We start from the raw sequence: 23,270 nt of genomic DNA, 5'->3' as shown, positions 1-23,270 counted from the left end.
AGCGATGGGCACGGACTCGCGCAAGCTCGGCCGGGCTGGCGGTTGGCCCTTCAAGCCAACCGAACGGCTTCGACGGCGCGGCTCCGCCGCGCTCTTCCTTTCTGCCTTCCTTCAACCCCTCAAACGGACTCGGCGGCTTTGCCGCCGGCCGTGCCCGCCAAGCCCCCCTCGACAACCCAAACCCACCACGTCACACTCGCGCCACATGCGCATCCCGCTCCTCCTCCTCATCCTCGCAGCCCCCGCCCAGGCCGCCCCCCCAAGGGCCGCTGAATCCGCGCTGCACGCCTATGTCGTCAGCCGCTATGCCGCGCTGGACAATGAACTCGGTCTCGCGTCGCGCTTGATGGAAGAAGCACGCGCGGCGGACCCGACTGCGGCCACGGTCACGCGCCGGGCCTGGGATCTGGCGGTTGCGGCGGGCGATCAACCGCGCGCCTTCAAATTGGCCCGCAGCTTGGCCGCGGCGGGCGCCACCAATGCCGAAATCACCATGACGCGGCTGGCAGAGGCCGCCGTGCGCAAGGATTGGGCTGAAGTGGCGGCGCTGCGCAGCAAGCTTGGCGGGCAGGGATGGCCGCTGGTGGCCGGGCCGATCATCGATGCGTGGACGGCGGCGGCGCGCGGAGACAGCAGCACGGCATTGGCGCTGCTCGATCCGCAGCGGTCGCAGGGCTTCATGCGCGCCTATGTCGCCGAACAGCGCGCGCACATGCTGGCCTGGCTGGGCCGCTGGGATGAGGCAGCGGCGGCCTATCGCCAGGCGCGGATCGGCGGCGGCGTGGCGGCGATGTTCCTGCGCCAGGGCCAGGCCGATGCGCTGGCCATGGCCGGGCGGCGGGACGAGGCGCTGGCGGTGCTGTTCCCCAGCGATCAGCCGACGGCAGCGGCGCGTGAGCGCCTTGTTGCAGGCAAGCGGCTCGGCCTGCTGGTGACAGAGCCGCGCCAGGCGCTGGCGTGGCTGTCGGTGCGGCTGGCCGGCGATCTGGCGCGCGAACGCGCCGAGCCGCTGGCGCTGCTGTTTGCGCGGCTGGCCAGTTTCATGGCGCCAGAATTGCCAGCCACTTGGCTGACGCTTGGCGATGTGTTGGGCGGTGATGGCCAGGCCCAGGCGGCGTTGGCGGCCTTGGCGCGGGTGCCGGCCGGACTGGGGCTCGATGAAGCGGTCCGGGCCAGGCGGGCGGCGGTGCTGGAAGCGGCCGGCGATACAGCTGCGGCCGGGCAGTTGCTGAAATCGGCAGCCGATGCGCCTGGTGCGTCGGCCGAGGATTGGGCGGGCCTTGCCGGCTGGCATCGCAGGGCCGAGCGCTATGCCGATGCAGCGACAGCCTATGGCATCGCCATCGATCGGTTCGGGGCCAGCCTGGGCGCGACGGCCTGGAACCTGCATTATCTGCGCGGCATGATGCGCGATCGCGCCGGCGACTGGCCGGGTGCAGAGGCCGATCTGCGCGCCGCGCTGCTGCTGATGCCGGAAGAGCCGAGTGTGCTGAATTATCTGGGCTACAGTTTGCTGGAGCGCGACCAGCAGGCCGGCCCGCGCGCCGCGGAAGCGCGCAGCCTGATCGAACGGGCGGCGGCGCTGCGGCCCGGGGATGGCGGCATCATCGATTCGCTGGGCTGGATGCAGTTGCGCCTGGGCGAGATCGACAAGGCGGTAATCTCGCTGGAACGCGCCGTCAGCCTGGAGCCGCAAGACCCGACGATCATGAGCCATCTTGGCGATGCGCTGTGGCGGCAGGGGCGCCGCATCGAAGCGCGCTTCCGCTGGCGCGAAGCACTGGCAATGACGGCACCCGGCGCAGGTGCCGGCAGCGTGGCAGCCGATGAGCGGCGGCAGTTGCAGGCGCGGCTGGATTTCGGCCTGGATGCGGCCGGCGCGATGCTGGCCCTTCGATAGAAGTTGCAGGGAACGGCTTGCCGCGCCAATGCCGGCCAAGATGATCAGTGAACATGCCCCGGCCAAGATCAACCTGGCGCTGCACCTGCGGCGGCGACGGCCGGATGGCTATCATGATCTGGAAAGCATCTTTGCCTTCACCGCGTTCGGCGACACGCTGCACGGGGAGGCGGCCGACACGCTGACGCTCAGCCTGACCGGGCCGACCGCAGCGGCGGCGGATGTGGGCGACGACAATCTGGTGCTGCGCGCCGCAAGGGCGCTGGCGGCAGCAGCGGGCATACGGCCAAGCGCGCGCCTGCATCTCGACAAGCAGATCCCGGTTGCGGCGGGCCTGGGCGGCGGTTCGGCCGATGCGGCGGCGGCGCTGCGCTTGCTCAATCGGCTGTGGGGGCTGGATTGGCCGCTGGAACGACTGGCGGCGCTGGCCGAACCGCTTGGGGCCGATGTGCCGGTGTGCGTGTTCAGCCGCACCCTGCTGGGAACCGGAAAGGGGGAGGCGCTTTCGGCCTGGCCACATGACCCTGCAGGTTTGCCTGTGTTGCTGGTCAACCCTCGCGTGGCTGTGCCGACCGGCCCGGTGTTTGCCGGCTGGGACCGGCAGGATCGCGGCGGCATCGCAGCCGATACCCCCTTGCCGGCGCTGCGCAATGACATGACGGCTGCGGCCGTGGCGATCCAGCCGGTGATTGCCGATGTGCTGGCGGCGCTGGCGGCCGGCGGCGAAGCGACGCTGGTGCGGATGAGCGGTTCGGGGGCCACCTGCCTGGCGCTGTACCCGGATGATGGCGCGCGCGACCGGGCGGCGGGGGCGCTGGCCGGGCAAGGCTGGTGGCTTTGCCCGACCGCGATCCTCTGAGTCGGCCGCAGCCCTGAGTCGAACTCACAAGATTGAAGTGCGACTCGAAATTTCCGGTATCATCGCCTGGAAATCGTGCATCCAGCTTGGGTGCAATGCCGAATTTCACCCTACGTCATTCATCCAACCCATTGGAATAACGACGCTGCACTGCACCAAACTGATTTGTGCTCAAAATAACGGTTGACGATGAACTGAGCCGCGCTTAAACCGGCGACAGTTGATTTGAGCGCTGCTCAGTCAGCGCTCAACCCTCCCCCCCTCGGGCCGGCCGGTGGCGCTCAAATCAGCCAGTCTTGCTTAACCACCCGCCGTCCAGGAGACCCGCTATGTTCACCCGTCTGATCGCTCTGCCGCTCGCCGTTCTCGCCATCGCCGCCGTTCCGGCTGCCGCTGCCAACGTCAGCTGCACCGCCACCCCGGCCCAGATCCGCACCCTGGCCGATGCCAAGGGCGGTGACGATGCCGCCAAGGCGCTGAAGCTGGTTGCCACCGGCGAAAAGCTGTGCGCCGAAGACGCCAAGTTCGAAGCCGGCAAGAAGTTCGCCGCTGCTGCCAAGCTGCTCGGCACCGAACTGGCCGCGCTGTCGGCCAGCACCACCGGCAACTGATCCAGCCGGGGCGCTTGCCCCGTCTGTTTTCCCTCCATCCTGACCCAGGATGACCTTGAACGCCCGGTGGCCCCCCACCGGGCGTTTTTTTGTCCGCTTTCACCCATGGCGCAGCCCGGCTATGGCTTGGGCATGCACCGGCCCGAACTCCTGCCTGGCACCGCCGATATCCTGCTGGTCGCCGATCATGCGGCGGCCGATGTGCCGCCGGGTATCGAACTGGGCGTGCCGCCGGCGTTGATGGGCGATCATGTGGCGGTGGACATCGGCACTGATGCGCTCACCCGCCGGTTGGCGCGCACCTTGGCGGCGCCGGCGATCATCGCCACCGTGTCGCGGCTGGTGGTCGATCTCAACCGCGATCCGGATGATCCCGGCGCCGTGCCGGCCAGCAGCGATGGCCATATCATCGCCGGCAACTGGGATTTGCCCGCCGCCGAACGCGAGCTGCGCATCGCTGCCATCCATCGGCCCTACCACGATTGCATCGCCGCCCAGATCGCCAGCCAGCGCCCGGCGCTGATCATCGCCGTCCACAGCTTCACCCCGCAATTGGCCACCCGGCCGGACGAGGAACGGCCGTGGCCGGTGGGCATCCTCTACAATCACGATGATCGCGGTGCCCGTGCCGCGATACTGGCGCTGGCGACGCGCGGCCTGCATGTGGGGGACAATCAGCCCTATTCGGGCACCACGCTCAACTACACGCTCGACACCCATGCCGAAGCCGCCGGTATCCCCTATGTCGGCATCGAGGTGCGAAACGACGGCCTGCGCGACAAGGAAGGCGTGGCGCGTTGGACGCACATATTGGCCGATTGCATCGCCAGCGTGCGGCGCAGTCTGGCTTGACGCGCCGGTGTGGCTGAGGCACGGCAATTTTGTTATCGAATGAGGCCATGCAATGACAAGATTCGACAAGTCCAAGCTGCCATCACGCCATGTTTCGGTCGGTCCGGAGCGGGCGCCGCATCGCAGCTATTATTACGCCATGGGGCTGACCGAGGAAGAGATCGCCCGGCCGTTCGTCGGCATCGCGTCGGCCGGCAACGATTCGGCGCCGTGCAATACCACGCTTGACGCGCAGGCCGATGCAGCGCGGATCGGCGTGAACGAAGCCGGCGGGATGCCGCGGCGGTTCAACACCATCACTGTCACCGACGGCATCGCCATGGGCCATCAGGGCATGAAGGCCAGCCTGGTCAGCCGCGACATCATTGCCGATTCGGTTGAGCTTTCGATGCGAGGCCATTGTTATGATGCGCTGATCGGCTTTGCCGGTTGCGACAAGAGCCTGCCCGGCATGATGATGGCGATGCTGCGGCTGAACGTGCCGAGCATCTTCGTTTATGGCGGATCGATCCTGCCGGGCCGGTTTGAAAATCAGGATGTCACGGTTGTCGATGTGTTCGAAGCGGTGGGCGGCTTTGCGGCGGGCAGTTGCCCGCTGGCGCGGCTGACGGCGCTGGAAAAGGTCGCGTGCCCCGGCCATGGCGCGTGCGGCGGGCAGTTCACCGCCAACACCATGGCGTGCGTGGGCGAAGCCATTGGCCTGAGCCTGCCCAATAGCAACATGACGCCGGCACCCTATCAGACGCGCGGCGACATCGCGATTGCGGCCGGCAAGCAGATCATGACCCTGATCGAGCGCAACCTCAGGCCACGTGACATCTGTACACGCCAGGCCTTTGAAAATGCAGCGCGGATCGTGGCGGCGACCGGCGGCTCGACCAATGCGGCGCTGCACCTGCCGGCCATGGCCAATGAATGCGGGGTGGATTTCGATCTGTTCGACATGGCCGAAATCTTCAAGACGACGCCCTATATCGCCGATCTGAAACCGGGCGGGCGCTATGTCGCCAAGGACATGTATGATGCCGGCGGCGTCTATATGGCGCTGAAGGCGCTGTTCGACGCCGGCTTTCTGCACGGCGATTGCATGACAGTGACCGGCAAGACGCTGGCCGAGAATATCGCGGAAGTGACGTGGAACCCGGATCAGAAGGTGATCTATCCGGTGGCGACACCCTTGTCGCCGACTGGCGGCGTGGTTGGCCTGAAGGGCAGCCTCGCGCCCGATGGTGCAATCGTGAAGGTGGCGGGCATGAAGACGCTGCGCTTCAGTGGCCCGGCGCGGGTGTTCGAAGGCGAGGAAGCGGCGTTCGCGGCGGTCGAGGCCCGTGACATCGCCCGGGGCTGCGTGATCGTCATCCGTTATGAAGGCCCCAAGGGCGGGCCGGGCATGCGCGAGATGCTCTCCACCACGGCGGCGCTCTATGGCCTGGGCCTTGGCGAGGATGTGGCGCTGATCACCGATGGCCGCTTCTCCGGCGCCACCCGCGGCTTCTGCATCGGCCATGTCGGCCCGGAGGCCGCGGAAGGCGGCCCGATCGCGCTGGTGGAGGATGGCGACATCATCACCATCGATGCCAATCAGGGCACGATCGATCTGGAGGTGGACGAAGCCACGCTGGCCGCTCGGCGGGCGGCCTGGGTGCCGCGTCAGACCGATTACCAATCGGGCGCAATCTGGAAATTCGCGCAGACCGTTGGTTCCGCGAGATTGGGGGCGGTGACGCATCCGGGGGCCAAGGCTGAGACGCACGTGTTTGCCGACATCTGAGGAGAGGGGCGCCGGAAAATGGCGGAAACGCGCTATTTTTACCGAACAGATATTGGCGCGACGCCCCTACCTTACCGTGCAACTTTGCCGCGACGTTCTGGCCGGACCATTGGCTCGCTCTGTGCAGCCCGATGGCCGTATTCGCTTCTGGGGTGCAGTGCTCTTGCCCGGCGAGACAGAAAAGCCCATCCTTCGGGTCGTAACGCTCGATGATGGTACGACGCTGCACAATGCCTTCATCGACCGCAATTTTCGAGACGATCAGCCATGAAGCTCCATTATTATCCCGAGACAGACAGTCTCTACATCGCGTTCCGCCATGTGCCGGCCACGGAAACGCGCGAACTTGCCGATGGCCTCAACGCCGATTTTGATGCCGCCGGCAACATCATTGGCTTCGATATCGATCATGCGTCGGGCCGGCTTGATCTGGACAGTGTTGAGGCCGTGTCCCTGCCGCTGAAGGGCAGCAAAGCCGCCTGACTGACATCGTCAAATGGTTTGATAGAACAGGCGGCCGCACTGCGCTGAGCCCTGCTCAGGCGGTGCCCTTAAGCGCGAACCGTTTCCTGACCCTGTCCACCGGTGTGCCGTCCTTCAGGGGCACCGCCGGAACGACTTCGTGATCGATGAAGCCCATGCGGCTGTAGAAGGCGAGGCCGCCCGCATTGTCGGCGCGGATGGTGGCGTTGATTGCGCTGAGGCCAAGTGCGCGGGCCCGCGCCGTGGTGGCGGCGAACAGCGCGGAACCAACGCCGGATTGCGTGCCGCCCAGCCTGGTGAAGGTGGCGATGTCGCCAATACTGGCGGGCAGGAAGTTCTGCGTGCCCAGCGTCTGAAAGCCGAGCAGTTGGCCATCGCCTTGCGCAACGAAACAGCAATGCACGGTTGCGCCGGTGAGATAGGCATCGCGCAGATGTTCGGGCGTGAACGGCGTTTCAAAGGCCGTGGTGCCACCGCGCGCGATGATTTCATTCAGCAATTCGGCCAGTTCGGCGGCGTCTTCCGGCAATACGGGGCGGACGGTCAGGGTCATCAATCAATCCATGATCAGGTGCGGCACGAAGCGCGCGGTGTTGCCGGTGATCGGGCCATCTTCGCGGATGCCGATGCCCACCGCCGCGCCATCCACGGTCCAACTGCCGATTACCGGGCGCTGGTTGCCCCGGCCAGGGAGCCCATAATGCGCCTGCCAGACATGGCCCGAATCATCATAGGGCCCGCCGGTTTCGGCTGCTTCGGTGCCGATGATGCGGATGTTGGCGCCTTCGCGGCCGAGGATGGGTTTCTGCACCTGCGCGCCCTGCAAGGGCTGCCGGCGGGTTTCCAGCAGATTGGGGTGGCCGGGGAACAATTCCCAAAGGATGGCGAGCATTGCCTTGTTCGACCACAGCATTTTCCAGATCGGTTCCATCCACAGCGTCGCCGACAGGCTGTCCAGCACTTGCGGTGCGAAATGGTCGGCCATCAGCCATTCCCACGGATAGAGCTTTGCCAGGGCGTTGATCGGCTGGCCATCCAGATCGACAAAGCAGCGCCAATCCGGGTGCCAGCCCAGATCCTCGATATCGATCAGCACGGTGTCGATACCGGCCTCTGCGGCGCAATCGGCATGATAGGCGATGGTCACCGCATCCTCGCCGCTGGCCTCGCGGGCGGCGGCGAGGTGCAGCTTGGCAGTGCCTGGCGGGGCGATCTCGCGCCAACGCGCCACCAGCGCATCGTGGATGGCGTTATATTGGTCGTGATCGGGGAATTGCGCCTCCTTCCAGTCCCACTGGATCACCGCGGCTTCCAGCAGGCCGGTGGGCGTATCAGCGTTATATTCGAACAATTTGGGCGGGCCTTCGCCGGTCCAGCCCAGATCGAAGCGGCCGTGGTTGAGCGCGCGCGGTTCATGGTCCCACGCCTCGATGATGGCCTGGTGGCAGACGCGCGGGATGCCAAGCTCGCCCAGCCGGCCGGCGTCGATGACATGCTGGCCGGCGGCGAAATACAGCCGGTGCAGTTCGTGGGTGGCGGCCTCCAGCGTTGCGATCTGGTCGGACGTGAACACCCAGGCAGCGCTTTCGTCCCAATAGGGCGTGCCATCGGCCTGACTGTGCCACACCAACCCCAACCGCTCGACCGCATCCTGCCAGCCGGCGCGCGGCACCATATCGATGCGCTTCATGAGGAGGCGCTGCTGCGCGCCGACATGCCGAGCCCGCCGCGCACGATGCGGCCATCGGCAGCCCGCACCACGCCATTGCCGGGCTGCAGTCGATATTCGCCCACCGCCTGGCCAATCGCTGGCACCGTGCGGCCACCGGGCAAATAGACAAATCCGCCACCACCGGCACCGCCACTGCGCTCGCAATACGCATCAGTGTCGCGCAAGCCATTGACGTTGCGGCACACGCGGGTGTTGCCATCATCAAAATCCGGGGTGCAGCTGGCGAGAAAGCCAGCAGACACCAGGGAGACGATCGGCAAGACCGGCAAGTGGCCGGCACGGCGGGAAAAGCGGCGCATCCGGGCGTTATACTGTGGTCAACGCCGGGCCGAAACGGCATTTCGTGCAACGATTGAGCGATGCGCCCTTGTTTGCCGGCCTGTGGTTTGTGACAAGGGTATGATGTTCATTTTCGATTCTGGGCAGCCGTTGCTGGCCGCCTCGGCCATGCGGGCGGCCGAAGCGGCAGCGATTGCGGCCGGCACCAGCGCGCTGACCCTGATGGAGCGGGCGGCGGCGGGGGCGGCGCGGGCGATCCTGGCCTATGCCCCGGCGCGGCGGGCAACGATCTTGTGCGGGCCGGGCAACAATGGCGGCGACGGCTATGGTATTGCCGTATTGCTCAGCGCGGCCGGCGTGGCGGTGACCGTGGCGGCCGACGTGCTGCCGATCTCCGAGCCGGCCGCCACCATGGCGCACCGCTGGCGCGATCAGGGCGGCGCCGTAGTGGCGCTGGCCGATGCGCCGGCGGCGCCGCTTATCATCGATGCGCTGTTCGGCATCGGGCTGACGCGGCCCTTGCCAGACGATTTGCAGGCCGTGATCGATCGGTTGCGCGGCGTGGGCCGCGTGGTGGCCATCGACATCGCGTCGGGCCTCGATGCCGATACCGGCGAATTGCTGGGCCGGCCACTGGCGGCGGAACTCACCGTGGCCTTCGGTGCCGCCAAGCCCGGCCATGTGTTGGGCGACGGCGCATCAGTGACGGGGCGATTGGCGGTGATCGATATCGGCGTGCCGCTGGACAGCACGCTGCGTCTGACTGCACCACCACGCCTGGTGGGGCCGGCGGCCGATACCCACAAATATGCCCGCGGCTGGGTGATGATGGTGGAAGGCACCAACGGCCATGGCGGCGCGTCCGGCCTCACCGGGCTGGCGGCGCTGCGCTGCGGGGCCGGATTGGTGACGTTGGCCAGCGACGATGCTGGCCCGATGCCGGCGCTGGCGCTGATGCGGCGCAGTGATGACGAGGCTGCCGCGCTGCTGGCTGATCCTCGGATGGGCGCCGTAGTGATCGGGCCGGGCATGGAGGCCGATGCGCGCGCGCGCGGTTGGCTTCGCCGATTGCAATGGGCGGCTCGCCCGACGGTGATTGATGCCGGGGCGTTGCGCTTGCTCAATGCGTCCACGCTTGGGATGCCGGCGGTCTTGACCCCGCATGATGGAGAATTTGCGCAATTGTTCGGCCCGCCAGGCAGCGACCGGCTGGGGGCAGTGCAAGCCGCAGCGGTGAAGACCGGCACGGTGGTGTTGTTGAAGGGCCGCGCCACCATCATCGCCGCGCCCGATGGCCGCGCCGCCATCAACGCGCATGCCGCGCCGTGGCTGGCCACTGCCGGATCGGGCGATGTGCTGGCCGGCATGATCGCTGCGTTGCTGGCGCAGGGCCATCCGTTGTTCGAAGCAGCCTGCGCGGCGGCCTGGTTGCATGGCGAAGCCGGGCGTCGGCTCGGCCCCGGCGGCATTGCCGATGATCTGGTCGCCAGCCTGCCGGCGGTGCTGTCCAGCCTGTGAGCGATCTTCAGAAGATCGTGCGGCTGGCGGCGCGCGGTGATGGCATCACCAGGGATGGCCGGTTCGTGCCGCTGGCGGCGATTGGCGACAGCGTGGATTTCAGTTTCGATCCGCCGCGCATCATTGCCGGCCCGCACCATGCCGAGGCCGCCTGTGCCCATTATCCGGCCTGCGGTGGCTGCCAGTTGCAGCACCTGGATGATGCGGCCTATGTGGATTTCGTCATGGATCGGTTGTTGCGCGTGCTGCCGGCCGGGCTGCCGGCGCAGACGCATGCGGTTGCCTTGTCACCGCCGCGCAGCCGCCGCCGCGCCAGCCTGAAGGCGCTGAAACGCAGTGGCCGGCTCAGCCTGGGCTTTCACAGCGAGGGCACCCATGCGCTGGTCGATATCGCCGATTGCCCGCTGCTGGCGCCGGACCTGATGGCGCTGCTGCCGCCGTTGCGAACGCTGCTGAAGGTGCGGCTGAAGGACGGGCAGGGGGCGGGCATCGCCATGACTCTGAGCGATGATGGCGTCGATCTGTTGCTCGCCAATGTGTCGGCCGAAGGACTGGCGGCGATCGAGGCGCTGACAGACTTTGCAGCGGTGCATGATCTGGCGCGGTTGAGCATCGAGGGGCCGGGCGGCATCGACACGCTGGTCGAGCGCCGCCAGCCGACCTTGATGATGGGCGGTGTCGCAGTGCCGCTGCCGGTGGCGCCGTTCCTGCAGGCGACCCGCGAAGGCGAGGCGGCGCTGGTGGCGGCGGTGCTGGCGGCGGTGGGCGATGCAGCCAGGGTGGCCGATCTGTTCTGCGGGCTGGGCACCTTCGCCTTGCCCTTGTCTCGGCAGGCAATTGTTCTGGCGGTGGATGCGGCCGGGCCGGCGGTGATGGCGCTGGGTGTTGCGGCCCGCCGCGCCGGTCGCCGGGTGGAGGTGCAGCACCGCGATCTGTTCCGCCGGCCCCTGATGGGGAAGGAATTGGCCGGGCTCGACGCGGTGGTGTTCGATCCGCCGCGTGCCGGCGCGGAGGCGCAGGTGCGGGCGCTGGCCGCTTCCACGGTGCCGGTTGTCGTTGCCGTGTCGTGCAATCCCAACACCTTCGGGCGTGATGCGAAGATCTTGGTCGAAGGCGGCTATACGCTTGCCGAACTTTGGCCGGTGGCGCAGTTCCGCTGGTCCAGCCATGTTGAACTGGTGGCGCGCTTCGAACGGGGTTAGGCTGGCGCGGGGGAGAACAGCCATGCCACAGGATGACCAGGTCACCGCCTATATCGATCGCGCGCAACCCTTTGCGCAGCCGATTTTGCACCATATGCGGGCGCTCGTGCTGGCGGTGGTGCCCGATGCGCAGGAGGCGGTGAAATGGAGCATGCCGTTCTTCACCCTGGCGGGGCGAGATCTGGCCATGATGGCGTCGTTCAAGGCGCATGCCGGGGTGGGCATTTTCGATGGCACCCCGATGGGCGGCGGCGAGGCGATGGGCAATGTCGGCAAGCTGACCAGCCTGACCGATCTGCCGGAGGACCCCGTGTTGATCGCCCGGCTGCAGGCCGCCGCAGCGCTGGCCGTCGCGGGCAAACCGACGCGCTCGCCCAGACGAACGGCCAAAGCCGAATTGGCCATGCCGGATGATCTGGCGGCGGCACTTGCGGCCAATGCCGGGGCGCAGGCCCATTTCGACCAATTCCCGCCCGGCGCACGGCGCGAATATGTCGAGTGGGTGATCAGCGCCAAGCAGCCGGCAACCCGCAGCCGCCGTATCGAAACCACCGCGGCACAGGCCGCCGAGGGCAAGCGGCTCAACTGGAAATACGAGAGCTGCTGATAGCGTCGAGCGCTTCCCCCTCCGCCTCGCTTCGCTCGACACCTCCTATGGGGAGGTGGCGCCCGCAGAGCGACGGAGGGGGTGGCTCATGCCGTGGCAACGCTCAGCGCGATGCCCACCAGCCCGATCAGGCACAGGCTGGCGCTGGCAAACAACGCAAAGCGGATGAGGACGCGGTTGGACAATATCTGCACCAGGCTGTGGGCGATGCGCAGGCTGGTATAGGCCCAGGCGAGATTGACGGCGAGGCTGCCGCCTTCGCCCAGCACCGCCAGTGCCAGCGTGACGGCGTAGAAGATGGTCGGCTGTTCCATCAGATGGTTGTAATTGTCGGCCACCCAGCTGGCGCGCACTTCCCCGGCGGCGACAAGATCATCGCGCAGGCTCTTGCCGGTGGAGCCGACCAGCTTGGTGCCGTCGATCTTGGCGCGGCTCATGGCGGGCAGGCGGGTGGCGTACATCCAGACCCAGACGATCATCGTCCAGGCGGCGAGGGCCAGCATCGGCAGCAAGATGGATTGTGACATGAAAAAACCCTCCCCGTTTGTGGCAGGGAGGGTATTTTCGTTTGGCGGGGGTTTGTCAAATCATGCGCATCACCTCTCCCCGCCGGGGAAAGGTCGACTCGCGCGGAGCGCGGCGGGAGAGGGGTCTTCACCGTTGCGCTGAGGGCCCTACCCCCCTCTCCCGGGCCGACTGCGCCGTCTCTCGACCTGTCCCCGGAGGGGAGAGGTGAGTTTCTTACGCGAACAACTTCCCCCACGCGCGCTTGGCGCGGGTTTGCCAGTGGCCGCGGTGGTAGGCGTCGCTGGCCAGCAGCGGCATCACGCTGCCGGCTTCGGCGAACACCATCTGCTCGATGCCGGTGTTGACCTTGCCCCAGCTCGCTGCTTCCTGCAGCGTCGAGGACGAACAGGCGCCGTCGCGCACATCGGCGACGGTGATCTGCACGGCATATTTGTGCACTTCCACATCGTGGTGACCGAGGATTTCGGCGCAAACCACCGTGTCCTGGATGAAGTTCTTCGGCACGCCGCCGCCGATCATCAGCAGGCCTGTGGTGCCGGCCTTGATCTTGATGTCGGTCAATTCACGGAAATCGGCGATGGCATCGAGCATCATGTAGGGCTGGCCGGCCTTGGCGCGCTCCACCTGGTGCTTGACGAGGCCGAAGCCGGCCGAGCTATCGACAAAGGCCGGGCAGAAGATCGGCACGTCATGCTCATAAGCGAGCTTGACGAGGCTGTTGTCCTTCTTGCCATGTTCGACGAGATATTTGCCCATCTCGCGGATGAAGGCCCGGCTGGAATAGCCGCGCGGTTCCAGCGAATTGGCGATCTCGTAGATGGTGTGGTCGCAATCCTGCAGCGCTTCCTCGTCGATATAGGTATCATAGATGCGATCGATCAGCAGCGAGCGCAGCGTATCGTCATCCGGCACTTCCAGCGCCTGGTAATGTTTGTGGCCCAGGCCTTCGAAGAAATCCATGTCCACAATCGAGGCGCCGGTGGCGACGATGCCGTCGATCATGTTGTTCTTCAGCAGCTCGGCATAGAGATCCATGCAGCCGCCGGCGCTGGTCGAACCGGCGATGACCAGGAAGATGGTGCAATCGGGATCGGCCAGCATCTGGTTGTAGATGGCGGTGGCGCGGGCCAGATCGCGGCTGGTGAAGCTCATCTTGGCCATGCCGTCGATGATCGGGCGAGCGTCGAAGCTCTTGATGTCGATATGCTCGACCAGGGTGGACAGCAGCTCGGCCTTGCGCTGACGCTCGGCGGGGCTGAGTTCGGTGACGACGGCGTTGAGATCCTGGGTGGTCATGGAGATTCTCCCTGATATGTCGATGGCCCGGCGCTCCTTACGGAAACGCCGCCCGCGGCCGGGGGAGTCCGGCGCCGAGCGGGGAGGGTGCCCCCGCCATGGCGGGGGCACATATTCACTTGCTGCGCAGCTGGATAACCTTGTCCGGCGACTCTTCCGTGACAGCATAGAGCGTGTCCATCGGCTCGTCGGACATGATCACTGTTTCGCCGGCGGTGAAGCCGTTGAAGCCGGTGCGCATCGCCTGGCCATAGGCACCCAGCATGCCAACTTCGATATAGTCACCCGCCTTGATGTCCGCCGGCAGCGCAAAGGGCCCGCGCATGTAATCCATGTCGTCGCAGGTTGGGCCCCAGAAGCTGAAATCCATGTCGCGGGCGCGGCTGGGCGTGTCGCGCACCAGCTGCACCGGAAAGCGCCAATCGACATGCGCGGCATCGAACAACGCGCCATAGGCGCCGTCGTTGATGTAGAGCACATCGTCCTTGCGCGCTTCCACCCGCACCAGCACCGATGCATATTCCGCGCTCAGCGCCCGGCCGGGTTCGCACCACAGCTCGGCCGAATAGGAAATCGGCAGCGCTTCGAAGGCGCGGTGGATCACCTCGAAATAGGCCTCCAGCCGCGCCGGTGCCATGCCGGGATAGATGGACGGAAAGCCGCCACCGACATCGACGATATCGACGGTGACGCCGGCCGCGACGATCGCCGCGCGCACCTGCGCCATGGCATCGCCATAGGCCTGCGGGCTCATCGCCTGGCTGCCGACATGAAAGCAGATGCCGAGCGCGTCCGCGACCTGGCGGGCGGCCATCAGCACCGGCGCCGCCTCATCAGCATGCAGGCCGAACTTGGACGCCAGGCTGAGCTTGGAGTGCGAGGACGAGACCCGCAGCCGGACACACAGCGTCAGATCGGTCGCAGCAATGCCGTTGGTGGCGGTGGCGGCAACGATCTTGTCGAGCTCGTCGAGCGAATCCAGGCTGAACACCTTCACGCCGTGGCGATGATAGGCCTCGGCAATGGCTTCCGGCGCCTTGATCGGGTGCATGAAGCCAAGCGTGGCGTTGGGCGCGACTTCGCGGACCAGGCGCACTTCGGCGATGGAAGCGACGTCATAATGCGTCAGCCCCGCATCCCACAGGGTGCGGATCAGGTCGGGAGACGGATTCGCCTTGACCGCATACATCGAAGTGCCCGGAAACTTCTCGAGGAAGAAACGGGCGGCACGACGCGCCGCATGCGGGCGGACGAGGGTGACCGGCTGCGTGGGACGCAGGGTGCGCGCTACGTCGAGCGCAATATGATGCTTGAGCAACTCAAGGGACCTCCGGGTGGGCAAAGTATGACAATGCTGCGCGCTTGTCGGGATGGTCCCTTGCGGAACCCTCTCGGCCGGTCGCCGGCATTGACACCAAAGCTGCCTTGCGGTGGAAGTCCCATGGGGCAGCGACGTGCTAGCTATGAGACATGGCCCCCGGTGTAAAGAAGATTTTTGTTACAGTGAAAAAGCTGGTTTTGATGTGGCCTTTCAAGGGCTTGCCCAGCGTATGACATTTTTGTGAAAGGGCCGTATTTCAATGACTTCGCTTGCCTCAAATCCCGTTGTTCATGCCGATGTGCTGGCTGCGGCAAATCGGCTGGGCAGCTGGCCGGTGCGCACGCCGCTGCTGAATTTCCCGGCACTGGATGCAGTTTGCGGCGGTCGGGTGTGGCTGAAGCCGGAGAATCTGCAATTGACCGGCAGCTTCAAATTCCGCGGCGCGATGAATCGCCTGCTGGCGATACCGCCCGAGGGCCGGCGCGGCGGTGTCGTGGCCTATTCGTCCGGCAACCATGCACAAGGCGTGGCGCGTGCGGCGAAGCTGCTCGGCATGCCGGCACTGATCATCATGCCGTCCGACGCGCCAAAGCTGAAGGTGGAGCGCACCCGCGCCGATGGGGCCGAGGTCGTGTTCTATGACCGGCTGACCGAAGCGCGCGAGACCATCGCTGCCGGCCATGCCGAAGCCCGCGGCGCGCTGATCGTGCCGCCGTTCGCTGATCCGCTGATCATTGCCGGCCAGGGCACTGCCGGGCTGGAAGCGGTGCAGGATCTTGCCGCCAAGGGCGAAACCGCCGATCTGGCGCTCACCTGCTGCGGCGGCGGCGGCTTGTCGGGTGGCTTTGCCGCCGGCAGCCAATTGCCGTTGGTGGTGGTCGAACCGCAAGGCTATGACGATGTCTGCCAATCCCTGGCCGCCGGCCACATCATCCCCGTCAGCGACCCCGGCCCCACGCGCTGCGATGCGTTGCAGACGCTGCGCATGGCAGAAATCACCTTTGCCACGCTGGTCCACCACGGCGCCACCGGTGTCGCTGTGAGCGAAGCCGACGTGGCGCGGGCCGTTGCCTTTGCCTTTCGCGAACTGAAACTGGTCGTGGAGCCCGGCGGTGCGGTCACGCTGGCGGCCTTGCTGGCCGGGCGGGTGGATGTACGTGGCAAGACGGTGATCGCCATCCTGTCGGGCGGCAACATCGATGCGACAGTGCTGGTCGATTGCCTCACCGAGGCCGGCGCGCTCTGAAGCTGCCGGCGCCAAAACCGGGAGGCGTGATGGCGGCATCAGGCCATTGATGGCCGATCGACGTCATGTTCAGCCGCGCCGGCGGTAGGGTCATCCGGCAGGCACAGCACGATCTTGCCCCAGGTCGGGCCGACATCATCGATGCGCGCGGTGGCACCCTGTTGCAGCGCAATCGCCGTCACCAGCCGGCGGTGCATGCTGGGGCGGCCCGTATCCGGCATCAGGCCGTGCATGGTAACGATGATGCACCCCGCCTCGCCTTCATTTTCCATTGCGATGGCGAAATTTCTGGGGCGTGAGGTCACGTCGGCGCGTTCACACAGGCACAAGGTGGCTTCGATCAGCCACAGCACCAGCGGGATGGCGCGATCGATATCGACCACCCGTGGCACCACATTGCGGTCCACGCGCACAACTGCATCGAGCCCGGTGTGCCGGGCCAGCATCTCCACGATCGGATCGAGCAACCTGGCCATCGCCACCGTGGTGACTTCGGCATCGGCATAGAGCAGCCCGTTGACCATCGCCATGGCCGCGACGCGCAGCCGGGCCTCCTCCAGCGCGCCGCGCGCTTCGCTTACCACGATGCCATCGGCTTGCAGGCTCAGGAAGCTGGCGATCACCTGCAGATTGTTGCGCACGCGGTGGTGCAGTTCCTTGGCCACTTCGGTCTGGGCGGCGGCGGCGCCGCGCAGGCGCTGTTCACGATCGGCAATCGTGCCGCGCATGCGCAGCAGATCGGCAGCCAGATCGCGCACTTCGGCCGGCGCGTCGGCAAATCCCAGCCCCGGCTGCACATCCAGCCGTTGATTGCTGCCAATCTGCCGCGCCAGTTCGCCCAGTTGCGACACCCAGCCCAGGATGGCGCGATTGGCGCCCACCCAGATCGCCAGGGACGCCAGGATCAACGCCAGCAGCGGCAGCAGGAAATAGCCGGCAACGAACCACCATTCTCGTCCAAAGCGCGGCGGCCGCGCCCTGGCATAGACGATGTGAAAGGCTTCGCCGCCGCTGGTCTCCAGTCGCAGCGGCGCCGCTGCATAAGACCAATCGGTGCCATCCTGGCCGCGGACATGGAAGACCGAGACGCCGTTCGTCGGGGCCACGACAAGGCGCTTTGCCGGCAGGGGCCGGCTGGCCACCACCGCTTTGCCATTGCCGTCGACCAGCGCAACGATGATGTCGCTGGTGGGATGATGTTCGATCAACAGGCGGCGCAGCCAATCGAGATCGATGGACGCCATGAGGACGCCATCAAACCGGCCGTCGCTGTTCAGCGGCAGCATGGCGCGCAGCACCATCCGTTTCGATATGCTGCCCCACACCGGCGCCGTCACCAGAAAGCCGGGGCGGTGCAATTGCTGCCACAACCGCGGATCGGTGGTGGTCTGCACGCCGATGGCGGCTGGATCGCTGGCACAGGCGACCCGGCCGGCAGAATCGGTCACGGTAAAATTGCGGAACGCCGGCTGGCTGGTGGCGGCCGCCTTCAACACCGGGCCACAGCGGACCTGCTCGCGTGATCGCACGGCCGGCGCTGCTGCCAGCACCGACAACAGGCTCTGCGCGCCGGTGATGACCTGACGCTGCGACGCGCTGATCAGCATGGCGGTTTCGCGCAAATGGCGATGCTCGGCCTGCCGGTCGCGCTCCAGCCGCGCAAAGCCCTGCCAGGTTGACAAGGCCATCATCGGCAAAAGCGACACCAGCAGGATGACCAACAGGATGCCGCGGATGGAACTGCGCCGGGTCAGCCAATCGAGCAGCGGCATCGGCCGCCCGGTCTGCCGCCCGATGGCGATGGTAGCAGCATCCAGGTCAGCAGCTGGGCCCGCACCCCCCTCATGGTCCGATCGGACCATCACCCGGCGGTTGCAACGCGGCCCGTTGCCGGCACGATCGAGGCTGCTTCGGCGCTGATCACCAACGCGCGCGCCTTGGCATGCGGCTTGCCGGGCGCAGGCAGGGCGCGCGGGTTGCCGTCCATGTACAGGCGCAGGGCCGCACGGCCGCGGCTGATGCGGCTTTTCACCGTGCCGACAGGGGTGACCATGATCTCGGCAATGTCTTCGCAGCGCAGGCCGGATTCCATCAGCAACAAGGCTTCGCGCTGTTCGGCGGGCAGGGTGGCGAGGCCGCGCTGCAGATCTTCGAGGTTGAGCCCGGCTTCCTGCGTGGCCGGCGTGACCAGCAGGCGTTCGATCACTTCGGTATCGAGCATGACGAAGCGCCGCGAGACCTTGGTAACGGAAAAATAATGATTGCGCAGGATGCGGAACATCCAGCCGCGAAAATTGCTGCCCGGCAGATAGGACGCGCGCGCCGCCCAGCCCTTGGTAAGCGCTTCCTGCGTCAGATCATCGGCAAGGTCGCGATTGTAGCACAGGCTGCGCGCATAGGCCCGCAGCGACGGGACCACCGCCAGCAGATCCGCGCGGAACTGGCGTTCATCGCCCGCCGAAAGGGCGCGCGGGGTCGGCTTGTCGATGGCCGATTGTGCCGGCGCGTTCATGACGGGCCTCCCTTGCCGGGATCGTCGCCTGGTGGGGAGTCGATTTGTGCGGAGCTGGCGCTGCGGGCGGTGTCAATGGCATCGAGCAGCGCCAGAAAGCTATCGGGAACCGGTTCATTTTCCACCTCTTCCCACAACTTGCGCAGGCCCAGCGAAACCGGGTCATTGGCGCGGCGCCGGTCGCGGCGCGCCGGCAGCGGAGCGGGTCCGGAAAGGGGCGCTTTTCGCGGCATTGGCTGGGTGTCCATGGGCATGATAGGGGTTTCAACAATCGCGCTGCGCGATGGTTCCCGGCATGGAACCATTTTCCGACTACGCCGTTGTGCTGCCGCACGACTATCGAAAACGGAGTGGCATGTGGCGGACGGATCATCGGTCAGGGCGAATTTTGCACCCCATCTGCCCCATCTGCGGCGCTATGCCCGCGCCCTGACAGGCGCGCAGCGCAGCGGCGACGCCCATGTCAGGATGGCGCTGGAAACCCTGCTGACCGCCCCTGCCACCGACACTTATGCGGCCGGCCTGCCGCCGCGGGTGGCGCTGTTCCAACTGTTCAACAGCGTGACCCAGGATATCATCATGGTCGGGCCCGATCATATGCCCAAAGGCGGCATGCAGGCGCTGCTGCTGATCGAGGTTGAGGGCTTCACTTCCGAAGAAGCCGCGCAGATCCTCGGCCTGCCGGCAGACGACATCGGCGCCCTCGTCGAAGGGGCCAAGGCGGCGATCTTCGAAACCATCCGGTCGCGCGTGCTGATCATCGAGGATGAACCGATGATCGCCATGCATCTGGAACAGATTGTCGAGGATATGGGCCACGAAGTGTCGGGCATGGCGATGACACATGCCGACGCGCTGATCCGCGCCCACGCGGTCGATCCCGAACTGGTGCTCGCCGATATCCAGTTGGCCGATGGCTCGTCCGGCCTGGAAGCCGCGCGGGACATCCTGCAAAGTTTTGATGTGCCGGTGGTGTTCATCACGGCCTATCCCGAACGCCTGCTCACCGGTGAACGCCCCGAACCGACCTATCTGGTAACCAAGCCGTTCAAGGTGGAAACCGTGGTCGCCACCATCGGCCAGGCGCTGCTGTCCCGCAGTTTCAAGGCGGTCGGCCTGTAAACGCCCCGTTCGCCGATCAGTGGGCGAGATTGGCGCACGGCACGCTGATCGTGACGGTCAGGCCCGATGTGGCCCATATGCGCTCCACCTTGGCCGCCAGCGGTAGGCGCAAGGCGCGATCGGTGAGGATCGTTCCGAACCCGCGCCGCGTCGGCGGGCCTGACAGCGCTGGGCCGCCGGTCTCACGCCACACCAGTTGCAATATGCCATCCTTCACGTCGGTGACGACGCTCAACTGCCCGCCGGGCCGGGCCAGCGCGCCATATTTGGCGGCATTGGTGGCCAGTTCGTGGATCACCAGCGCCAGCAATGTGGCGGCCGATGTGCCGATGCCGACATCCGGCCCCGACAGGATGATGGTCGGCGGCATCTGTGCTGCCGTGGCGGGCTGATAGGGGGCCAGCAATGTGGCCAGCAGGCCATGCAGGCTGGCCCGGCCATCGTCCGCAGCCGTGCCATGCTGGGGGCGGATATAGGCATTGGCCTGCGCCAGTGCCTGGATGCGCGCGCAGGCGCTGGCGGCGAAATCCTGGACCTCGGGTTGGCCGCGAGCCGACAGCATCAACATGCTTTCGACCACGGCAAAGATATTGCCGATCCGGTGCGTCAACTCGCAGGCCAGAAAATCCAGCTGGGTTTCGTTGGCCTTGAGCGCCTGGATATCGGTGAAGGTGCCGCACCAGCACACGATGGCGCCGTCACGGCCGCGCACGGCGACCGCTCGCGCCAGCGCCCAGCAATAGGCGCCGTCATGCCGGCGCAGGCGATGCTCGGCCTCATAGGGATCGCCGCTGGCAAGATGCTGCTGCCACCGCGCCCAGGCGCTGGCCTGTTCGGCGGGATGCAACAGGGCAGTCCAGCGGGCTGAATCGCTGGTTTCGCCGGCAAAATCCTGCCAGCGATCGTTGCGAAATTCGGTCTCGCCATCGGCGCCGGTGGTCCAGATCAGATGCGGCTGGGCATTCACCAGATTCTCGGCGAGGCCATGGCGGGAAGGGCCGTCACCGCCAGACGCGGACGGCGCGCCGATGCCGATGGCCGCCAGCCCGGCACCCGCTTCGGCCAACGCCAGGTCCGGGAAGGCGCTCAAATCCCGGGCGATCACCAATCCGTTCTCGTGGCCATGGTCCGCACCACAACAACAGTCGGGGTTTCCCGCTGGCTGCAAGGCGGGCGCACGCCACGCATCACGAACCATGGGCATGATCAAAGCCGGGACACTGACGGACGGTTCGGTCACAAGCAGATATCCCAGGCAAATGATGAAGGTGAAGGATTGATTTATCGGCTGGGGATGCAACAATTGCTGCATTCCGGCGTTTGGTCTTTGCAGACCCTATCTTCATACCGCAGCCGTGGGCGAAATGCGCTTGCGGGAACTACCCGGCCAGGCGCGGCCATGCTGTCAATTCTACTTATCCGCCGCGCGTTCGCGTAGTGGCTGGGGGCAGCTAAGCCGCTGTGCCACGGTCCCAATGTTCGGCGCGGTGCAGCAGCGATGCCATCTGTGCTGCCGCACCTGCGGTGAGCGGGTGCGGCGTCAGCCCAGCCTGCGGCGTGATCTGCGCCGCCATCTTGCGCAGCCTGGCCAATTGGCCTTCGCTGACATCAGCCAGCAGCGCGACCAGCAGGCTTTCCAGTGCAATCACCCGTACATGCAGCGGGACCCGTTCGGCATTTTCCCGTTCGGGCGCCGTATCGGGGGATGCCGCCTTGCCCGCATGCTCTGGCAACGGCACGGTGCCGCCATCGTCGCCCCAGCGCGACATGGTTTCGTCGCGCACCGGTTGCGGCGACGGCGGCAGATCATTGGCTTCGGCTTTGGGAATCGGATCGGTCATGTCGCCACCTTTGGCCGCGCACTGCGGCCCCACCGCATCTACTGCCGCCGTGGTCGAATGTTCCGCTACGCTACAGGGCGCGCGAACCGATGCCCGGCGGGAATGTCCGCGCCATCGTCGGGCTGTTCGCCGAACCAGAGGGCGACTTCGGCGCGCGCCGGGGCATCGAGGTGGAGGCCCAGCTTGGTGCGACGCCACAACACGTCGGCAGCGCTGGTGGCCCATTCGGCACGACGGAAATAATCCAGCTCGGCTTCGAACACGCCGCCCAGGTTGCGGCCCAGGCCCTGCGCCAACAGTTCGGCCGTTGGCGCGCCGATGGTCATGGCGAGGCGGCGGATCAATTTCGGATCATAGTCCGGCTGGTTGGCCTGCAATTGCGACAGCCAGCGCGCAAACGCCACTTGGCCATTCTCGCCGCGTCGCCGTTCGATGGCACCGCCGGGCAGGGGGGCATCGGCCGTCCAGCGCTTGGAGTGCGGCACGATGCGGGCCATCACGGCTTCGGCCAGCACGCGATAAGTGGTGATCTTGCCGCCCACGATGGTCATCGCGTCCAGGCCGGGATGCTCGACCAGCCGGTAATCGCGGGTGGTTTCCTTGGTCGCCTTGCCGCTTTCCAGCACCAGCGGGCGCACCCCGACATATTTGTGCACGACATCATCAGGCGTCAACGGCCGCGCCAGATAGCGATTGGCAGCGCCGAGCAGATAGTTGACCTCCGCATCCGACACGGCGGCATCTTCGGGGCGGGCCACATCGGCTTCGGTGGTGCCGATCAGCGAATAGTCGCGTTCGTAAGGGATGATGAAGATGATGCGGCCATCGGGCTGTTGCAGCATGAAGGCATCGCGGCCCAGATGCACGCGGCGGGTGATGATATGGCTGCCCTGCACCAGCCGCAGCGGCGGCGCATCATTCACGCCCATTACCCGGCGCGCGACATCTTCCGCCCAGGGCCCGGCGGCATTGATCAGCCGACGGGCCGCGATCGTGCGGCCATCCGCCAGGCTGAGCTGCCACACGCCATCCATGCGCGTCGCACGCTGCACGGGATTGCGCGGCAGCACGGTGGCACCGCGCGCCGCGGCATCCTTGAGATTTTCGACCACCAGCCGCGCATCATCGACCCAGCCATCCCAATAGCGCAGGGCGGTGCGATAATCGGAGCTGAGCGCACGGCCGGCGCGCTCGCTGCGCAGATCGATGCGCTGCGATCCGGGCACCACTTCGCGGCGGGCGAGATTGTCATAGATCAATGTGCCCAGCCGCAGCAGCCATTCCGGGCGCATGCCGGGCGCATGCGGCAGCACGAACGCCTGCGGCCAGGTGATGTGCGGCGCGATATCGAGCAGCACCTCGCGTTCGGCCAGCGCCTTGCGCACCAGGCCGAAGGCATAATGCTCCAGATAGCGCAGGCCGCCGTGAATCAGCTTGGTGGACGCCGACGAGGTGGCGCCGCCGATATCGCCCGCATCAAGCACCACCACGCTGAGTCCGCGGCCGCTGGCGTCACGCGCAATGCCGGCGCCGTTGATGCCGGCGCCTATGATGGCAAGATCGAACAGCGTTTCTATCGTCATCAGCGCT

The 23,270-nt window shown here is 66.3% G+C and carries 24 protein-coding genes; 12 read left to right on the top strand and 12 right to left on the bottom strand.

Features of this window, described 5'->3' with window-relative positions; genetic code table 11:
- Window positions 1-205 precede the first annotated feature (205 nt).
- The 7 genes from AC6UUM_RS10215 to AC6UUM_RS10185 all read left to right on the top strand — a co-directional run bounded on the left by AC6UUM_RS10215 (window position 206) and on the right by AC6UUM_RS10185 (window position 6,476).
- Window positions 206-1,900 (top strand): hypothetical protein, encoded by a 1,695-nt coding sequence (locus AC6UUM_RS10215; RefSeq protein ID WP_500802172.1) that lies wholly within the window; start codon window positions 206-208, stop codon window positions 1,898-1,900.
- Between the two features lie 40 nt (window positions 1,901-1,940).
- Window positions 1,941-2,759 (top strand): 4-(cytidine 5'-diphospho)-2-C-methyl-D-erythritol kinase, encoded by an 819-nt coding sequence (locus tag AC6UUM_RS10210; protein ID WP_500802171.1) that lies wholly within the window; start codon window positions 1,941-1,943, stop codon window positions 2,757-2,759.
- 329 nt (window positions 2,760-3,088) lie between these two features.
- Window positions 3,089-3,370: a hypothetical protein gene (locus tag AC6UUM_RS10205; protein WP_500802170.1), complete on the top strand. Its 282-nt coding sequence runs from the start codon at window positions 3,089-3,091 to the stop codon at window positions 3,368-3,370.
- Window positions 3,371-3,502: 132 nt separating this feature from the next.
- A complete protein-coding gene (locus AC6UUM_RS10200; protein WP_500802169.1) occupies window positions 3,503-4,222 on the top strand; it encodes an N-formylglutamate amidohydrolase in 720 nt (239 codons plus the stop codon).
- 52 nt (window positions 4,223-4,274) lie between these two features.
- Entirely contained in the window at window positions 4,275-5,993 is a 1,719-nt protein-coding gene (gene ilvD / locus AC6UUM_RS10195) for a dihydroxy-acid dehydratase (RefSeq protein ID WP_500802168.1), read from the top strand.
- Window positions 5,994-6,114: 121 nt separating this feature from the next.
- A complete protein-coding gene (locus AC6UUM_RS10190) occupies window positions 6,115-6,264 on the top strand; it encodes a hypothetical protein (RefSeq protein ID WP_500802167.1) in 150 nt (49 codons plus the stop codon).
- Entirely contained in the window at window positions 6,261-6,476 is a 216-nt protein-coding gene (locus AC6UUM_RS10185; protein WP_500802166.1) for a DUF2283 domain-containing protein, read from the top strand. Before AC6UUM_RS10190 ends, AC6UUM_RS10185 begins: the two co-directional genes overlap by 4 nt.
- Before the next feature lie 55 nt (window positions 6,477-6,531).
- On the opposite strand, the gene AC6UUM_RS10180 is transcribed toward AC6UUM_RS10185, so the two are convergent.
- The 3 genes from AC6UUM_RS10180 to AC6UUM_RS10170 are packed head-to-tail and all read right to left on the bottom strand — an operon-like array spanning window position 6,532 to window position 8,507.
- On the bottom strand, window positions 6,532-7,029 hold the full coding sequence (locus tag AC6UUM_RS10180) for a GNAT family N-acetyltransferase (RefSeq protein ID WP_500802165.1): 498 nt from the start codon (window positions 7,027-7,029) through the stop codon (window positions 6,532-6,534).
- A 3-nt stretch (window positions 7,030-7,032) separates the two neighbouring features.
- On the bottom strand, window positions 7,033-8,166 hold the full coding sequence (locus tag AC6UUM_RS10175; protein ID WP_500802164.1) for a glutathionylspermidine synthase family protein: 1,134 nt from the start codon (window positions 8,164-8,166) through the stop codon (window positions 7,033-7,035).
- Window positions 8,163-8,507: a hypothetical protein gene (locus AC6UUM_RS10170; RefSeq protein ID WP_500802163.1), complete on the bottom strand. Its 345-nt coding sequence runs from the start codon at window positions 8,505-8,507 to the stop codon at window positions 8,163-8,165. Before AC6UUM_RS10170 ends, AC6UUM_RS10175 begins: the two co-directional genes overlap by 4 nt.
- A gap of 100 nt (window positions 8,508-8,607) precedes the next feature.
- On the opposite strand from AC6UUM_RS10170, the gene AC6UUM_RS10165 reads away from it, so the two are divergent.
- From AC6UUM_RS10165 to AC6UUM_RS10155, 3 genes are read left to right on the top strand one after another with little or no spacing between them, the layout of a single operon-like run.
- A complete protein-coding gene (locus tag AC6UUM_RS10165) occupies window positions 8,608-10,005 on the top strand; it encodes an NAD(P)H-hydrate dehydratase (protein ID WP_500802162.1) in 1,398 nt (465 codons plus the stop codon).
- Complete coding sequence (locus AC6UUM_RS10160) at window positions 10,002-11,207, top strand: class I SAM-dependent RNA methyltransferase (RefSeq protein ID WP_500802161.1); 1,206 nt, start codon at window positions 10,002-10,004, stop codon at window positions 11,205-11,207. The genes AC6UUM_RS10165 and AC6UUM_RS10160 overlap by 4 nt, the downstream gene beginning before the upstream one ends.
- A gap of 22 nt (window positions 11,208-11,229) precedes the next feature.
- Window positions 11,230-11,814 (top strand): YdeI/OmpD-associated family protein, encoded by a 585-nt coding sequence (locus AC6UUM_RS10155; RefSeq protein WP_500802160.1) that lies wholly within the window; start codon window positions 11,230-11,232, stop codon window positions 11,812-11,814.
- 86 nt (window positions 11,815-11,900) lie between these two features.
- Here the strand turns inward: AC6UUM_RS10155 and AC6UUM_RS10150 are convergent, their stop codons facing one another.
- The 3 genes from AC6UUM_RS10150 to AC6UUM_RS10140 form a co-directional block, all read right to left on the bottom strand.
- Window positions 11,901-12,341 carry an MAPEG family protein gene (locus AC6UUM_RS10150; RefSeq protein WP_500802159.1) on the bottom strand — a complete coding sequence of 147 codons (441 nt, stop codon included), beginning with the start codon at window positions 12,339-12,341 and terminating at the stop codon, window positions 11,901-11,903.
- A 214-nt stretch (window positions 12,342-12,555) separates the two neighbouring features.
- Window positions 12,556-13,638, bottom strand: coding sequence for a 1,9-bis(guanidino)-5-aza-nonane synthase (locus AC6UUM_RS10145; protein WP_500802158.1), 1,083 nt, complete (start codon window positions 13,636-13,638; stop codon window positions 12,556-12,558).
- 115 nt (window positions 13,639-13,753) lie between these two features.
- Entirely contained in the window at window positions 13,754-14,956 is a 1,203-nt protein-coding gene (locus AC6UUM_RS10140) for a type III PLP-dependent enzyme (RefSeq protein ID WP_500802157.1), read from the bottom strand.
- Between the two features lie 262 nt (window positions 14,957-15,218).
- Here AC6UUM_RS10140 and AC6UUM_RS10135 point away from each other — a divergent pair, with 262 nt between their 5' ends.
- Window positions 15,219-16,205 carry a threonine ammonia-lyase gene (locus tag AC6UUM_RS10135; RefSeq protein ID WP_500802156.1) on the top strand — a complete coding sequence of 329 codons (987 nt, stop codon included), beginning with the start codon at window positions 15,219-15,221 and terminating at the stop codon, window positions 16,203-16,205.
- A 38-nt stretch (window positions 16,206-16,243) separates the two neighbouring features.
- Here AC6UUM_RS10135 and AC6UUM_RS10130 read toward each other — a convergent pair whose 3' ends face one another.
- Genes AC6UUM_RS10130 through AC6UUM_RS10120 form a run of 3 tightly spaced genes read right to left on the bottom strand, consistent with a single transcriptional unit; the run spans window position 16,244 to window position 18,971 of the window.
- Complete coding sequence (locus tag AC6UUM_RS10130; RefSeq protein WP_500802155.1) at window positions 16,244-18,067, bottom strand: sensor histidine kinase; 1,824 nt, start codon at window positions 18,065-18,067, stop codon at window positions 16,244-16,246.
- The gene (locus AC6UUM_RS10125; protein WP_500802154.1) at window positions 18,067-18,717 is read right to left on the bottom strand and encodes a sigma-70 family RNA polymerase sigma factor; all 651 of its coding nucleotides are present in this window, start codon (window positions 18,715-18,717) and stop codon (window positions 18,067-18,069) included. The genes AC6UUM_RS10130 and AC6UUM_RS10125 overlap by 1 nt, the downstream gene beginning before the upstream one ends.
- On the bottom strand, window positions 18,714-18,971 hold the full coding sequence (locus AC6UUM_RS10120) for a NepR family anti-sigma factor (RefSeq protein WP_500802153.1): 258 nt from the start codon (window positions 18,969-18,971) through the stop codon (window positions 18,714-18,716). Before AC6UUM_RS10120 ends, AC6UUM_RS10125 begins: the two co-directional genes overlap by 4 nt.
- Before the next feature lie 103 nt (window positions 18,972-19,074).
- Between AC6UUM_RS10120 and AC6UUM_RS10115 the strand changes: the two genes are divergently transcribed.
- Window positions 19,075-19,839 carry a response regulator gene (locus AC6UUM_RS10115; RefSeq protein WP_500802152.1) on the top strand — a complete coding sequence of 255 codons (765 nt, stop codon included), beginning with the start codon at window positions 19,075-19,077 and terminating at the stop codon, window positions 19,837-19,839.
- Between the two features lie 16 nt (window positions 19,840-19,855).
- Here the strand turns inward: AC6UUM_RS10115 and AC6UUM_RS10110 are convergent, their stop codons facing one another.
- The 3 genes from AC6UUM_RS10110 to glpD form a co-directional block, all read right to left on the bottom strand.
- On the bottom strand, window positions 19,856-20,944 hold the full coding sequence (locus tag AC6UUM_RS10110; protein ID WP_500802151.1) for a PAS domain-containing protein: 1,089 nt from the start codon (window positions 20,942-20,944) through the stop codon (window positions 19,856-19,858).
- Between the two features lie 346 nt (window positions 20,945-21,290).
- A complete protein-coding gene (locus tag AC6UUM_RS10105) occupies window positions 21,291-21,680 on the bottom strand; it encodes a hypothetical protein (RefSeq protein WP_500802150.1) in 390 nt (129 codons plus the stop codon).
- A 65-nt stretch (window positions 21,681-21,745) separates the two neighbouring features.
- Window positions 21,746-23,263 (bottom strand): glycerol-3-phosphate dehydrogenase, encoded by a 1,518-nt coding sequence (gene glpD / locus AC6UUM_RS10100; RefSeq protein WP_500802149.1) that lies wholly within the window; start codon window positions 23,261-23,263, stop codon window positions 21,746-21,748.
- Window positions 23,264-23,270: the final 7 nt, after the last annotated feature.

The sequence above is a fragment of the Sandarakinorhabdus sp. genome, from assembly GCF_987265915.1.
This window is presented reverse-complemented; position numbering and strand designations above follow the sequence as displayed.

What these genes read in the sequence shown, in the direction of transcription:
- AC6UUM_RS10215 (WP_500802172.1), top strand. Translation starts at nt 206, where the DNA reads ATGCGCATCCCGCTCCTCCTCCTCATCCTCGCAGCCCCCGCCCAGGCC.
- AC6UUM_RS10210 (WP_500802171.1), top strand. Translation starts at nt 1,941, where the DNA reads ATGATCAGTGAACATGCCCCGGCCAAGATCAACCTGGCGCTGCACCTG.
- AC6UUM_RS10205 (WP_500802170.1), top strand. Translation starts at nt 3,089, where the DNA reads ATGTTCACCCGTCTGATCGCTCTGCCGCTCGCCGTTCTCGCCATCGCC.
- AC6UUM_RS10200 (WP_500802169.1), top strand. Translation starts at nt 3,503, where the DNA reads ATGCACCGGCCCGAACTCCTGCCTGGCACCGCCGATATCCTGCTGGTC.
- ilvD (WP_500802168.1), top strand. Translation starts at nt 4,275, where the DNA reads ATGACAAGATTCGACAAGTCCAAGCTGCCATCACGCCATGTTTCGGTC.
- AC6UUM_RS10185 (WP_500802166.1), top strand. Translation starts at nt 6,261, where the DNA reads ATGAAGCTCCATTATTATCCCGAGACAGACAGTCTCTACATCGCGTTC.
- AC6UUM_RS10180 (WP_500802165.1), bottom strand. Translation starts at nt 7,029, where the DNA reads ATGACCCTGACCGTCCGCCCCGTATTGCCGGAAGACGCCGCCGAACTG.
- AC6UUM_RS10175 (WP_500802164.1), bottom strand. Translation starts at nt 8,166, where the DNA reads ATGAAGCGCATCGATATGGTGCCGCGCGCCGGCTGGCAGGATGCGGTC.
- AC6UUM_RS10170 (WP_500802163.1), bottom strand. Translation starts at nt 8,507, where the DNA reads ATGCGCCGCTTTTCCCGCCGTGCCGGCCACTTGCCGGTCTTGCCGATC.
- AC6UUM_RS10165 (WP_500802162.1), top strand. Translation starts at nt 8,608, where the DNA reads ATGATGTTCATTTTCGATTCTGGGCAGCCGTTGCTGGCCGCCTCGGCC.
- AC6UUM_RS10155 (WP_500802160.1), top strand. Translation starts at nt 11,230, where the DNA reads ATGCCACAGGATGACCAGGTCACCGCCTATATCGATCGCGCGCAACCC.
- AC6UUM_RS10150 (WP_500802159.1), bottom strand. Translation starts at nt 12,341, where the DNA reads ATGTCACAATCCATCTTGCTGCCGATGCTGGCCCTCGCCGCCTGGACG.
- AC6UUM_RS10145 (WP_500802158.1), bottom strand. Translation starts at nt 13,638, where the DNA reads ATGACCACCCAGGATCTCAACGCCGTCGTCACCGAACTCAGCCCCGCC.
- AC6UUM_RS10135 (WP_500802156.1), top strand. Translation starts at nt 15,219, where the DNA reads ATGACTTCGCTTGCCTCAAATCCCGTTGTTCATGCCGATGTGCTGGCT.
- AC6UUM_RS10130 (WP_500802155.1), bottom strand. Translation starts at nt 18,067, where the DNA reads ATGGTCCGATCGGACCATGAGGGGGGTGCGGGCCCAGCTGCTGACCTG.
- AC6UUM_RS10125 (WP_500802154.1), bottom strand. Translation starts at nt 18,717, where the DNA reads ATGAACGCGCCGGCACAATCGGCCATCGACAAGCCGACCCCGCGCGCC.
- AC6UUM_RS10120 (WP_500802153.1), bottom strand. Translation starts at nt 18,971, where the DNA reads ATGCCCATGGACACCCAGCCAATGCCGCGAAAAGCGCCCCTTTCCGGA.
- AC6UUM_RS10105 (WP_500802150.1), bottom strand. Translation starts at nt 21,680, where the DNA reads ATGACCGATCCGATTCCCAAAGCCGAAGCCAATGATCTGCCGCCGTCG.
- glpD (WP_500802149.1), bottom strand. Translation starts at nt 23,263, where the DNA reads ATGACGATAGAAACGCTGTTCGATCTTGCCATCATAGGCGCCGGCATC.